General features: G+C 72.7%; 8 protein-coding genes. 3 read left to right on the forward strand and 5 right to left on the reverse strand.

Annotation, left to right across the window (positions count from 1 at the left end):
- Positions 1–77: 77 nt before the first annotated feature.
- On the reverse strand, positions 78–2657 hold the full coding sequence (locus tag ACH4U7_RS13145) for an ABC transporter permease (RefSeq protein ID WP_398528048.1): 2580 nt from the start codon (positions 2655–2657) through the stop codon (positions 78–80).
- The gene (locus tag ACH4U7_RS13150) at positions 2654–3442 is read right to left on the reverse strand and encodes an ABC transporter ATP-binding protein (protein ID WP_398528049.1); all 789 of its coding nucleotides are present in this window, start codon (positions 3440–3442) and stop codon (positions 2654–2656) included. The genes ACH4U7_RS13145 and ACH4U7_RS13150 overlap by 4 nt, the downstream gene beginning before the upstream one ends.
- 443 nt (positions 3443–3885) lie before the next feature.
- Here ACH4U7_RS13150 and ACH4U7_RS13155 point away from each other — a divergent pair, with 443 nt between their 5' ends.
- Positions 3886–5541 (forward strand): MFS transporter, encoded by a 1656-nt coding sequence (locus tag ACH4U7_RS13155; RefSeq protein WP_398528050.1) that lies wholly within the window; start codon positions 3886–3888, stop codon positions 5539–5541.
- Between the two features lie 63 nt (positions 5542–5604).
- Here the strand turns inward: ACH4U7_RS13155 and ACH4U7_RS13160 are convergent, their stop codons facing one another.
- From ACH4U7_RS13160 to ACH4U7_RS13170, 3 genes are all read right to left on the reverse strand, one after another.
- Positions 5605–6522, reverse strand: coding sequence for a cellulose-binding protein (locus ACH4U7_RS13160; RefSeq protein WP_398528051.1), 918 nt, complete (start codon positions 6520–6522; stop codon positions 5605–5607).
- Between the two features lie 241 nt (positions 6523–6763).
- On the reverse strand, positions 6764–9415 hold the full coding sequence (locus ACH4U7_RS13165) for an SUKH-4 family immunity protein (RefSeq protein ID WP_398528509.1): 2652 nt from the start codon (positions 9413–9415) through the stop codon (positions 6764–6766).
- A gap of 698 nt (positions 9416–10113) precedes the next feature.
- Positions 10114–11091 carry an SMI1/KNR4 family protein gene (locus ACH4U7_RS13170; protein ID WP_398528052.1) on the reverse strand — a complete coding sequence of 326 codons (978 nt, stop codon included), beginning with the start codon at positions 11089–11091 and terminating at the stop codon, positions 10114–10116.
- A gap of 255 nt (positions 11092–11346) precedes the next feature.
- Here ACH4U7_RS13170 and ACH4U7_RS13175 point away from each other — a divergent pair, with 255 nt between their 5' ends.
- Together ACH4U7_RS13175 and ACH4U7_RS13180 are read left to right on the forward strand one after the other, a co-directional pair.
- On the forward strand, positions 11347–11925 hold the full coding sequence (locus ACH4U7_RS13175) for a YwqJ-related putative deaminase (protein ID WP_398528053.1): 579 nt from the start codon (positions 11347–11349) through the stop codon (positions 11923–11925).
- A 29-nt stretch (positions 11926–11954) separates the two neighbouring features.
- A complete protein-coding gene (locus ACH4U7_RS13180; RefSeq protein WP_398528510.1) occupies positions 11955–12434 on the forward strand; it encodes an SUKH-3 domain-containing protein in 480 nt (159 codons plus the stop codon).
- Positions 12435–12501 lie beyond the last annotated feature (67 nt).

Below are 12501 nucleotides of genomic sequence, written 5' to 3' on the forward strand. Positions count from 1 at the left end.
CGGGCTCCTCTGCCCCTCACCCCCACGAAGGGGCAGTGGCCTGGTGGTGGTTCGGCAGCGTCCTACGCAGTGGGGGCTTACTCCGTGGCTATGGCGTTCAGCACGTTCATCCGGCCCGCCCGGAAGGCCGGAAGCAGGGCGGCGACCAGACCCACCACGGCCGAGCCGATGAAGACCGTGATGATCGTCGACCACGGGATCTCAAGGGTCTTCAGACCCTCGAGCGCCAGCAGCTTCTGCGCCGTCGCACCCCAGCCCATGCCGAGGCCGAGGCCCAGCAGGGCGCCGAACAGCGCGATCACGACCGACTCCAGGCGGATCATGCGACGCAGCTGACGGCGCGACAGGCCGATGGCGCGCATCAAGCCGATCTCCCGGGTCCGCTCGACGACCGACAGCGCCAGGGTGTTCACCACACCGAGGACGGCGACGATGATGGCGAGCGCCAGCAGACCGTAGACCAGGTTGAGCAGCTGCCCGATCTGATCCTTCATCATCTTCTTGTAGTCGGTCTGGTCACGGACCTTGACCTGCGGGTACTCGTCCAGCTGGGCCTTGAGGGAGGCGTAGGCCGCCTTCTCCTGGCCGTCCTTGGCGGCCGCGAGCATCATCGCGTTCACCGGCATCCTGTCGGCCGGGATATAGCGCTCGGCGGTGGTGATGTTCAGGTACTTGGCGCCCTTGTTGAGCGAGGTGTCGTCCGAGGTGATGGCGGCGACCTTGAGCTTGGCCGCCGTCTTGCCGCCCACGAAGGTGACGGTGAGGGTGTCGCCCTTCTTCACCTTGTGGTCCTTGGCGAAGTCCTCGGACACCGAGATGGCGTCCTTGCCGTAGGCGTCGGCGAGCGTGCCGTCGACGACCGGGGTGCGCAGATCGTCCGCGAACTTCGGGTCGGCGGCGACCAGATTGTCGGTGCTGGTCTTGCCGTCGGGCGTGGTGATCTTGGTGTCGTTGAGGTTCTTCACGTCGGTGACGTGGTCCAGGCCCTTCGCCGCGTGCACCGCCTTCACGACGTCCCCGGTGATCGGCTTACCGCCGTCCGACTGGACGATGAAGTCCGCGCCGACCGACTTGTCGAGCTCATCGCTGGCCGAGGCGACCATCGAGGAGCCGACCACCGACAGACAGGCGACCAGCGCGAGGCCGATCATCAGCGCGGCGCCGGTGGCGCCGGTACGCCGGGGATTGCGCAGCGCGTTCCGCTCGGCCATCCGGCCGACCGGGCCGAAGATCCGCAGGATGACGGCGGCCAGCACCCGGACCACCAGGCCGGCCAGCAGCGGGCCGATGACGATGAAGCCGATCAGGGTCAGCAGCACGCCCAGGCCCAGGAGCATCGCCCCATCGGTCGCCTTGTCCGCGTTCGCCGCGGCGACCAGGGCCGCCACGCCCGCCCCCGTGAGCAGCACACCGATCGCGCCCCGGATCCGGCCGGCCTTGGCGTCCGCCGGGGTGCCCGCGTCCCGCAGGGCCGCCATCGGGGAGATCTTCCCGGCGCGGCGGGCGGGGATGTACGCGGCGATCACGGTGACGACGATGCCGATGGTGAGGCCGATGATGGGCGTGGCGGGCTTGACCGTCAGCTGGTCGGTGCTGATGTTCAGGCCCTGGCTGCCCATGAACTTCATCAGCCCGACGGCGAGGCCGATACCGCCCAGGACGCCGAGCACCGAGCCGACGACGCCGAGCAGCAGCGCCTCGATCAGCACCGAGCGGTTGACCTGCTTGCGGCTGGAGCCGATGGCCCGCATCAGGCCGATCTCGCGGGTGCGCTGGGCGACCAGCATCGAGAAGGTGTTGACGATGAGGAAGATGCCGACCAGCACGGCGATCCCGGCGAAGCCGAGCATCGCGTACTTCATGATGTCGAGGAACGAGCCGATGTCGTCCTTGCCCTCCTCGGCGGACTCGTCCTTCGTCTGCACCTTGTAGCCGTCGCCGATGGCCGCGACCACGTTCTTCTTCAGCTGGTCGTTGCTGACGCCGGGCTGGGCGGTCAGCGCGAAGCTGGTGTACGCGTCGGGGCGGCCGAGCAGCTTGCTCTGCGCGGTGGCGGTGTCCGTGTAGACGATGGTGGCGCCGGGGTTGGTCACCTTGAAGGTCGTCAGGCCGACGATCTTGGCGCGGAACTCGCCGGGCACGGCGATGAGCCGCAGTTCGTCACCGATCTTCAGGTGCTTGTTCTTGGCCGTGTCGGCGTCGAGCATCACCTCGGTGGGGCCGCGCGGCTCATGGCCGGAGGTGAGGTCCACCGCCAGCAGCTCGGTCGGGTCCCAGTTGGTGGCGACGGTGGGGGCGCCGGACTTCGGGCCGATGTCGTCGTTGTTCTTGTCGACGACGGTGACGGTCTCGGTGCTGATCTCACCGGCCACCGACTTGACGCCCTGGACCTTCTTCAGCTCGGCGAGCCGTGTCCCGGGCACCGTCTCGATCTTGCCGGTCTGGGGGCCGTTGTTGCTGCCGCCCTCCTCCTTCGGCTTGACCGAGACATCGGAGCTGGTGCTCGCGAAGAGCTGGTCGAAGGTGGCGTTGGTGGTGTCGGTGAAGACGAGCGTGCCGCAGACGAAGGCCACCGACAGCAGGACGGCGATGGCCGAGAGCGCCATGCGTCCCTTGTGCGCGAAGAAATTGCGCATCGAGGTCTTGAGGACGGTCATGACACCCGCCCGCGCGCATCGAAGCTCTTCATCCGCTCCAGCACCAGCTCGGCGGTGGGGTTGTACATCTCGTCGACGATCCGGCCGTCGGCCAGATACAGCACCCGGTTGGCGTACGCGGCGGCGACCGGGTCATGGGTGACCATCACGATGGTCTGGCCCAGCTCGTCCACCGAGCGCCGCAGGAAGCCCAGCACCTCGGCGCCGGCCCGGGAGTCCAGGTTTCCGGTGGGCTCGTCACCGAAGATGATCTCGGGGCGGGCGGCGAGGGCGCGCGCCACGGCGACGCGCTGCTGCTGACCGCCGGAGAGCTGGTTCGGCCGGTGCTTGAGCCGCTCGGCGAGCCCCACCGTCTCCACCACCCGGTCCAGCCAGGCGCGGTCCGGCTTACGGCCCGCGATGTCCATGGGCAGCGTGATGTTCTCGATCGCGTTGAGGGTGGGGAGGAGGTTGAACGCCTGGAAGATAAAGCCGATCCGGTCGCGGCGCAGCTGGGTGAGCTTCTTGTCCTTGAGCCCCGTGATCTCCGTCTCGTCGACGAAGATCTGACCGGAGGTCACGGTGTCGAGGCCGGCGAGGCAGTGCATGAGGGTCGACTTGCCGGAGCCCGACGGGCCCATGATCGCGGTGAACTGCCCGCGAGCTATGTCGACGTCCACATGGTCCAGCGCGACCACACGGGTCTCGCCGGAGCCGTACGCCTTGACGACCTGGCGCGCGCGGGCGGCAACAGCCGTATGTCCTCCACTGCCCCCGGTCTTGGGAATCGATACAGCGGTTGTCACGGTGACTCTCCTATGTCGTCTTCTGCTTCTACTGCGCGTCGTGCCGCGAGCCGGGGTCCTCCGCCCGCGTACCTCAAGGGTGATCCAGGCGTGAGGGGTGTCGCGATGGTGCCTGGCTCCGTATCGATGGGGGTGCTAGCCCTACCCTCTCGGTCAGGTCGGCCATAGTTACCCTAGAAGCGCCGCAGGTCGCCTTCCTCCTCCGCCAGTACGAACCCCGGGTAGGAGGAACGGGTGGATGACCCCTAAGGGGAATGAGACCTCAGGCGTACCCCGTCTCGGGGTCCAGACTGCACCCTGACGTTACGGAAGGATCAAGTCCGCTGTTCCAGGGGGCGGACGCCCGCTTCCCTTCCCCCGATCCCTTGTGGAATCGTGGGTATTACAACGGACTTGGCGGCCGAGCCCCGGACCCGGCTCGGCCGGGGGAAGGAGCGCACACGGTGGGCGGCACCGCACGGAGGCGGACGGACGCGGACACCGGACCACCCACCCCCGAGACGGCCCTCTCACCCCCGATCCGCCGCCGCCCCGTCGCCGCCGCGCTGATGCTCGGCATGGCGCTCGCCGCGCTCGACTCCACCGTCATCTCCACCGCGATCCCCCAGATCGTGGGCGACCTCGGCGGTTTCTCCGTCTTCTCCTGGCTGTTCTCCGGCTATCTGCTCGCCGTCACGGTCAGCCTGCCGGTCTACGGCAAGATCTCCGACACCTTCGGCCGCAAGCCCGTCCTGCTCTTCGGGATCGTGCTCTTCCTGGTGGGCTCGCTGCTGTGCGCGGGCGCCTGGAACATGGGCTCCCTCATCGCCTTCCGCGTCGTCCAGGGCCTCGGCGGCGGCGCGCTGCAGGGCACCGTACAGGTCATCGCCGCCGACCTCTACCCGCTCGAGGAGCGCCCCAAGATCCAGGCCAGGCTCTCCTCCGTATGGGCCCTGTCCGCCGTGGCGGGCCCGGTCATCGGCGGCCTGCTCGCCGGCTACACCGACTGGCGCTGGATCTTCCTGATCAACCTGCCGGTCGGCGCCGTGGCGCTGCTGCTGATCGTCCGCCATCTGCACGAGCCGAACCGGGACGGGGCACGCGGCGCCGGCGTGGACTGGGCCGGCGCGCTCGCGATCTTCGCGACCGGCGGGCTGCTGCTGACCGCCCTCGTACAGGGCGGAGTGGCCTGGGCCTGGCTGTCCGCGCCCTCGCTCGCGCTGTTGGCGGGCAGCGCGGCATGCGCGGCCGCGACCGTGTTCATCGAGCGCCGCGCCGCCGAACCGATCATTCCGGGCTGGGTCTGGCGCCGCCGTACGATCTCGGCCGTCAACCTCGCGCTCGGCGCGCTGGGCCTGCTGATGATCGCCCCCACCGTCTTCCTGCCCACCTACGGCCAGTCGGTCCTGGGGCTCGGCCCGATCGCGGCCGGATTCGTACTGTCGGCCATGACGCTCAGCTGGCCGATATCGGCCGCGCTGAGCAGCCGCGTCTACAACCGGATCGGCTTCCGGCGCTGTGCCATCACCGGTATCGCGTTCGCGGCACTGGTCCTGCTCGCCTTCCCGCTGCTCCCCTACCCCGGCGCGAACCCGGACGCGGCCTGGCAGCCCGCGCTGATCATGCTGGCGCTCGGCGCGGCCCTCGGCCTCTTCCAGCTACCGCTGATCATCTGGGTCCAGTCCTCCGTCCGCTGGGCCGAACGCGGCACCGCGACCGCCTCGATCCTCTTCTGCCGGCTGGTCGGCCAGTGCGTGGGAGCGGCCGTCTTCGGCGCCGTCGCCAACGCCACCCTGGCCGCCCGCCTCGACGAGGCGCCCCCCGCCATCCGCACCGGTCTGCCCGACGACCTCGACGGGGTCTCCCGCGCACTGGAGCACCCCGCCACGCTCACCGACCAGGCCGCCGACTACCTGCGGCGCGCGGTCGACACCGCCGTCGACCACGTCTACGTCGGCTCGGCGGGCGCCGCCGTACTGGCCCTGCTGGCGCTGCTGTTCCTCGCCCCGCGCCGCACGGCCACCGGGCCGGACGGGAAGCTGGGCGCGACGGGTGCCGGAGGCACCGAAGGCCGGGACGGTACGGAAGGCGCCGACGAGCAGGCGCAGACGGCCGGGTAGCGGGGTAGCGGGCTCCCCGGTCTGGCCGGGGTCGGCCGGGTAGCGGGGCGCCCGGGAAGCCGACTACGCCTCCGGCCGCGGCGGGGAGCCCGCGTCCTCGGCGACCGGCCGGCCCGTCAGCGCGGCCAGGCTGCCCCGTACGTGCTCCAGATGCGACTTGAGCTCTTCGCGCCGCTCGACGTGCTCGCGCAGCGTCCGCTCCGTCTCCCGTTCCAGGCGCTCCTCCCGCGCCCGCGCCTGCGCGATGATCTCCGCCGCCTGCGCCTGGGCGTCCTCCTGCCGCAGCCGCGCCGCCTGTTCGGCCATCGCGTACTCCCGCTTGGCCTCGGTGAGCTTCAGCTGCGCGCGCTCCTCCAGCTTGGCGACCCCGGCGGCCATCGCGGCCTCCCGCTCGGCGATCTCCCGGCCCGCCGCCTCCCACCGCTCGCCGTGGTCCCGCTCCTGCTCGGCCAGGACGGCGGCGCTGCGCTGCCGCGTCTCCTTCAGTGCCGACAGGGCTTCGGTCCGCCACTCCTTGGCGTCCTGCCGCGAGGCGGCGCGCAGTTCGTCGACATCCGCCTGGGCCGACTCCAGCGTCGAGCGGGCGGAGGCCTCGGCGACGGCCCGGGTCCGCTCGGCCTCCTCGCGGGCGGCCTGCTCGACCGTACGGGCCGCGGCCCGCGCGGCGTCCCACAGCTCCTGCGCCGATGCCTCGGCGCGCGCCCGCATGCTCGTGGCCTCCTCTTCGGACGCGAACAGGATCAGCCGGGCGCGGTCGCCCAGGGATTCATACGTTTGGGGGGCCAGCTGGGCGACCGCTTCGCGCAGCTGCTCCGCCTCGGCGGCGAGTTCATTGCTGAGCACCGTGAGCCGCGCGGCGCGCTCCCAGGCCGCGTCGCGCGCGTCGGACAACTCCGCCAGAGTGCGTTCGACTTGCTCGGGCCGGTAGCCGCGGCCCCGTCCGCCGATGGTGAAACCTTGACGTGACACCGATGCGCCCATCCTTGGAACCCCTTTTGTCCGGCATGCAACCGCTCCGGCGCACATCTTTATAGATCGCGGCTAATCGCACATAACGCGACACTCCGCCCATCTTCGTCGGCCGGGGATGTCATGCCCTCCCCTGACGTCGCTGCCGCCGTCGACACCGGATCCGGACAACACAACGACGAGGCGCCCGCCCCGTCACGGGGGTCGGGCGCCTCGGTCCTGATGTTCTGCCGCTGTTCGCCTCAGAGGTCGCTCAGAGCAGACCGTCCCACATCTGCTCCAGCAGCACCGACCACCAGTTGTCCGGCGAGGACAGCGCCGCCGGGTCCAGGCAGGCCAGCTGCGCTTGGAAGTCGACCGTCCAGCGGCCGGCCTGCTCCGGCGTCAGCCCGTACCGCAGCCGCCACATCCGGCCCAGCAGGGCCAGGCAGCGGACGAAGTCCGGCAGCGAGGAGTTGACAAACTGCGGCGGTACGGGCGCACCACCGGGGCCCGCCTCCGCCGGCACCGCGACGATATGCGCCGTGCCGTACTGCACACACAGCTGACGGCCGAAGTCATTGCCCATGACCAGGTACGAACCCGCGTCCGACGCGGGCTGCACCCCGCGCTCGGCGGCCAGCTCGGCGAGCGTGGGCACCGGGCGGCCTTGCTGGGCCTGCGCCCAGAAGAACGGTCCGAAGTCCATCGGCAGCCCCGCCATGACCAGCGTCTGCGCGACCACGTCCGGCACGCCCATACGCGACACCGCGCGCTGGTCGAAACGGAAGATGCCCTGCGGACCGAACGACTGGATCAGCTCCTGCGCAAGCACCTCCGGCGGCACCGGGGCCACCCGCTGCACCTGGCTGGGGTGCGGCAGCGGCACCCGGTTCGGGGCCGGGCGGGCCGGGCCGTCCGCCACCTGGTGCAACTCGCCCTGGTGCTCGATGAGGTGACGTACGCCCTGCTGGCGGGTCGCGTGGTCACGCCCGTACGCCGCCGTGTGGCTGATCCGCACCTGCGGCCAGGTTTCCTTGATCATGCGCGCGCAGTAGCCGCCGGGCAGATCGCAGGACTCCAGCTCGGTGTGCAGCTCGAGCACTTGGTGCGGCGGGACGTTCATCACGCGTAGCTCGTGCAGGATCTGCCACTCGGGATGCGGGGTGCCGGGCGCGGAACGGCGGATGAGCTGCTGCTCGGAGCCGTCCTGCGCGCGGTAGCGCAGCACCGCCATATAGCCGGGGCCGACGGTCGGCTGGCTGGACGGCGGCGCGGGGTAGGCGTATCCGCCACCGGGCGGCGGCATACCGGGACCGGGCATACCAGGCGGAGGCGTCCCCGGGCCGGGCATGCCGGGCGGAGGCGTGCCGCCCGCGAGCATCGTCGCGGCGGCGTGCACCCCACCGGGGCCGCTGGGGCCACCTGGGTACCCGGGGCCGGGCGGCGGAGGCGGCGTCTGCGCACCGCCAGGGCCGGGCACACCGGGCTGGCCCGGGGCGCCAGGAGCGCCCGGGGCGCCAGGAGCGCCGGGGGGACCGGGCGGCTGCGGACCACCCGGACCGGGCATACCCGGCACGCCGGGCGCACCCGGACCACCGGCAAGCATCGTCGCCGCCGCATGCACCCCACCCGGAGCACCAGGAACACCCGGCGCACCCGGCGCACCCGGCGCACCCGGCTGACCAGGAGCACCCGGCGGAGGCGTCGCGCCCGGAGCCCCAGGCGGGCCGGGGAAGTTGCCGACCGGGCCCGGTGGAGGGGGTGTCTGGCCGCCCACGGCCCCGGGCACACCGGGAGCTCCGGGAGGACCGGGAGGACCGGGGGGACCGGGCGGCTGCGGACCCGACATACCGGGCTGACCCGGCGCACCGGGAGCGCCGGGAGCGCCAGGGGGTCCGGGCGGCTGCGGACCACCCGGGCCCGGCATACCCGGCACGCCGGGCGCACCCGGACCACCGGCAAGCATCGTCGCCGCCGCATGCACCCCACCCGGAGCACCAGGAACACCCGGCGCACCCGGCTGACCAGGAGCACCCGGCGGAGGCGTCGCGCCCGCGCCCGGGACGCCCGGTGCCGGCGGCGGGGGCGGCGTCTGCGGACCGCCCGGGCCCACGCCCGGACCGCCAAGGCTCTCGGAGTCGAGCGCCGAGACCAGTTGGGTCGGTACGTACCCTCCGGCTGGGGCGCCCGGAGCGCCGGGGCCGGACGGCGGCGGAGGCGGAGTGTGCGCTCCCGGCGGCGGGACCGACGGACCGACGGGCGGCGCACCAGGCGGCACCGGAGGCGCGCCCGGGCCCGCGGCCGGCGCGCCGGTGGGCGGCGGCATGTCCAGGGCCGGCGCGATGGCCGTGGGCGGCAGGGCGCTGCCCGCCGACAGCAACTCGGTCTTGGCGTCCGGCCGCACGCCCGGCACCGGGGTGTCCTCGTCGTCGGAGCCCGCGAGCGGCGGGGCGAAGACCGTGACGGGCGGGGCGACCGAGCGGTCGTTGTCGTCGCTCCCGGAGTTGGTGTCGGCACCGGCCCACGGCGTACCGCCGGCCGGTGTCGCCGGGGGGGCAGGGGCGGGGTCTGCGGGGCCCGGAGGCGCCGCGGGGGCGGCCCAGGGGCTCCCGGGCCCGGGCCCGGCGCCGTGCTGCCCGCCGCGTGACGCGTCGTCCGAGGGCTGCGCGCCCGCGTCCGGCGCGCCCGGGGCGCCCGGGGTGCCCGCCGGGGCGCCGGGCGCGAACGGACCCGAACCCGCCGCACCGGCGCCCGGCCAGTCGTCTTCCCCACGCTCGGCCGAACCGTCGGCCGCGGACCCGGACGCCCCGGAACCGCCGCCATGGCCACCGGACGCCGTGGCCGACACCGGCCAGTCGTCCACCGGTTCCGGCTCACGGCCGTCCGGACCGCCCACCGCGGACGCCCCGGCTCCGGAACCCATCGCACCAGAACTGGCCGCGCCGGACCCCGGCCAGTCATCCGTACCCGATTCGCGGTCCGCGGGCCCGCCCGAAGGGCCCGCCCCCGAACCACCGCCGTACGAACCGGACGCGGCCGAGGACTGCGCCCCCGGCCAGTCGTCCACCGCTTCCGACGGCTCGCCCGCAGCGGAACCGCCCGCCGAGGACGCAGCCGCGCCGGAGCCCGCTCCCGCACCGGAGGCCCCAGCACCGGAGGTCCCCGTACCGGAGCCCGCCCCGGAAGCACCGCCACCCCCGTCACCACCACTGCCGCCGCCCGACCGCTGGTCGGGGATGCCGCGCGCGTCCGCCGCCTCCTGTAGCCAGTCCGGCGGCGTCAGCAGGAAGGACGTCGCGTTCAAGTCGATGCGCTGCGGCCGCGCGCCCGTGCTCTCCTGGCCCCCGCCGGGGGCCCCGTACTCCTCCTCGTACCGGCGGATGACCTCACCCACCGGCAGCGCCGGCCACAAGGTCGTGTCCCCGCTGTCGCGGGCGATGACCAGCCGGGTGCCCTCGGAGGGCCCGTCCGAGACCGGTCCGTCGGCGCGGTCCTCGGCCCAGGCCACAAAGCCCAGGTCGAACTCCCGCACCCGCACCTCGCGCTGCTGATACGCGGGCACATCACCGTTGATCCACAGCTCCGCGCGCTCCTGCGCCTGTGCGAAGGTCACCATCGCGCTCACCCCTCCACCGGGACGGCGTACGCGAAGCCGCCCTCCACCATCAGGTTGGCCACGGTCTCCAACTCCGGCGGGTTGCCCGCGAGCCGCAGCAGGAACGCGTCGAAGTCGTCCCCGCACGGGAGCATCAGGTGCTCGACCCGGTCCTGCACCGTCCAGCCGTCGCGGTCCCGCGCATCGTCGTACGCGCAGAACCACACCGAGCCGATCGCGTCACCCTTCACCTTCACCGCGATCACCCCGCCCTGTACGAAGCCCACCCCGAGGAAGTCCTTGGTGAAGTGGTCGCGCAGGCATTTGTTCACATACACCAGGTCGTTGACCGCGGCCTCGTCGCGCACCGTGAAGAACGGCTGGTCGACGAGGAGGCCGAGCTCCGGGTCCAGCGCCGCGCCGACGGGCGCACAGCCGCCCGCCGCCTTGAGGAAGGCCCGGTACGCGCCGGGCAGCCGGTAGCCCAGATCCTCCTCGACGCCGAGCACCTGTTCCTCGGTGACCGAAATCCCGCGCTTGGGCAGCCCGAAGTGCACCGGCCGGGTCTCCTGCAGCGGCCGGGTGCCGCGCTTGTCCTGGTCGACGGCGGCCGTCGCGAGCCCGCCGTGGTGCCGCAGCAGCGCCTTCACCTCCACCGGGATCAGCTGCAGGCGGCGGGTGCCGACGACGTGGTGCCAGGTCCAGCCGTGCGGGGTGGCCACGCTCGACGAGCCGTCCCACAGGTCGTGGCCGACGGCGTGCAGCGCGGCGTTGGCGGAGACGAAGTCCGTCAGCCGCAGCTCGTCGACGCCGAACCCCTCGGGCGGCTCGGCTATTTCGGCCGCCGCGCGCGCATAGGGCGTAAAGTCCGGATAGCCGTTTTCGTCCACCCGGACGCCCTTGGGGTGCCGGGCGGCCCTCACCGGGTCCGGGAAGTGCACGACCTGCCCGGCGTAGGCCGTGTTCGGTGGCGCGGCATGCTGCCCGAGCCGACCTGTCGTCATGGCGGATGCCCCCTGCTGCTGCTGGCTGGTACGGACAGACTATGCGGTACCGCGACCCCGGACCCCGCCGCGCCCGACCGCGCGCGACCGACCCCCGACGCCGGGCACCCTGCCGACCTGCCGCCCGGCCCGCACCGGCCACCCCCGGACTTTCGCACCACGCGCCACATTTGGCAGGCTGATCTTCGCAACCGGGGGATTGCGCGAGGATTGCGCGCGGATTGCGCAGGGAGGGAACGGGAGGGAACGCAGGAGATGCACACCACGCCAAGCGGCCGCGACGGCGCCGCATCCGGCCAGAGCAACGGCGCCGCGCCCGGGTCGAGCGACCCACGGCTCAGCTGGAGCGACACCGACGGCGCGGCCGGACCGCCGTCGCTCGTCCACCGCCGCGACGGCATCCTGCCGACCGTCGCCGCCGCGCTCTCCGTCCGCGGCGACACCCTCACCAGCACCGCGAGCAAAGGCGACCAGCCGCCCCCGCTGCACCCCCTGGTCCAGGACTTCCTGGACACCCTCACCAGCGCCCAGCGCGAGCGGTTCACCGGCCGCTGCCCCGAGGCGATCCTGCTCTCCCGCCATCTGACCAGCGTCGAAGCCAACCGCTCCAAGCGCGCCGCCCGTAAGCCGCTCACCCACGGCGAGGCCCGCCGCGCCTTCAAACACGCCAAGATCACCACCCGCCGGATCCGCGAGGCCGGCGACCCCCGGCACGGCAGCTACGCCCCGCCCTGCCGCTCCTGCGTACCGCTGCTGGCCCACTTCGGCGTACGGACCGTCGGACACACAAACGGGCCCGAGGCCGGAGCCGCGGCCGGCCCGGTCAGGGGCTGACCTTGGACACCTCCAAACGGGTACGCAGCATGGACACCACCCGCTTCTCCGTCCCCGTCGACGCCGCCCTGCGCGAGGCGGGCTGGCAGCCGGGGCGCCGGGACATCCGCCAGGCCGAATACTGGGCGGACACCCTGCGCGCCCACACCTCCCCCGCCGGGCATATGCACGCCGTCTTCCCGGCGGCCGTCGAGGCGTGGGCGGAGTTCGGCGGGCTGCATGTCATCCCGCCGGGCGCCGGCCGGCATATCGCCCCGACCCCCTTTCATATCGACCCGCTGCACGGCCTGCATCTGGCCCGCACGCTGGGCGACCTGGGGCGGGCGCTGGACACGGCGCTCACCCCGCTGGGCGAGGAGGCGGGCGGACAGGCGCTGTTAACGATCGACGCGGAGGGGCGGGTGTACAGCCTGGACCACACCGGGGACTGGTACCTGGGCGCGGACATCGACGCGGCGCTGACGGCGCTGGTGACGGGGGTCCAGCCGCAGCGACTGCCACGCGGGTAGCGACTCTGGGGAATCACCTATTCTTTCGAGCCAATTTCAAGCAGGGATGAAGCAGGCAAATACCTAC

This window comes from Streptomyces sp. NPDC020845 (genome assembly GCF_044334165.1).
Classification (GTDB): domain Bacteria; phylum Actinomycetota; class Actinomycetes; order Streptomycetales; family Streptomycetaceae; genus Streptomyces.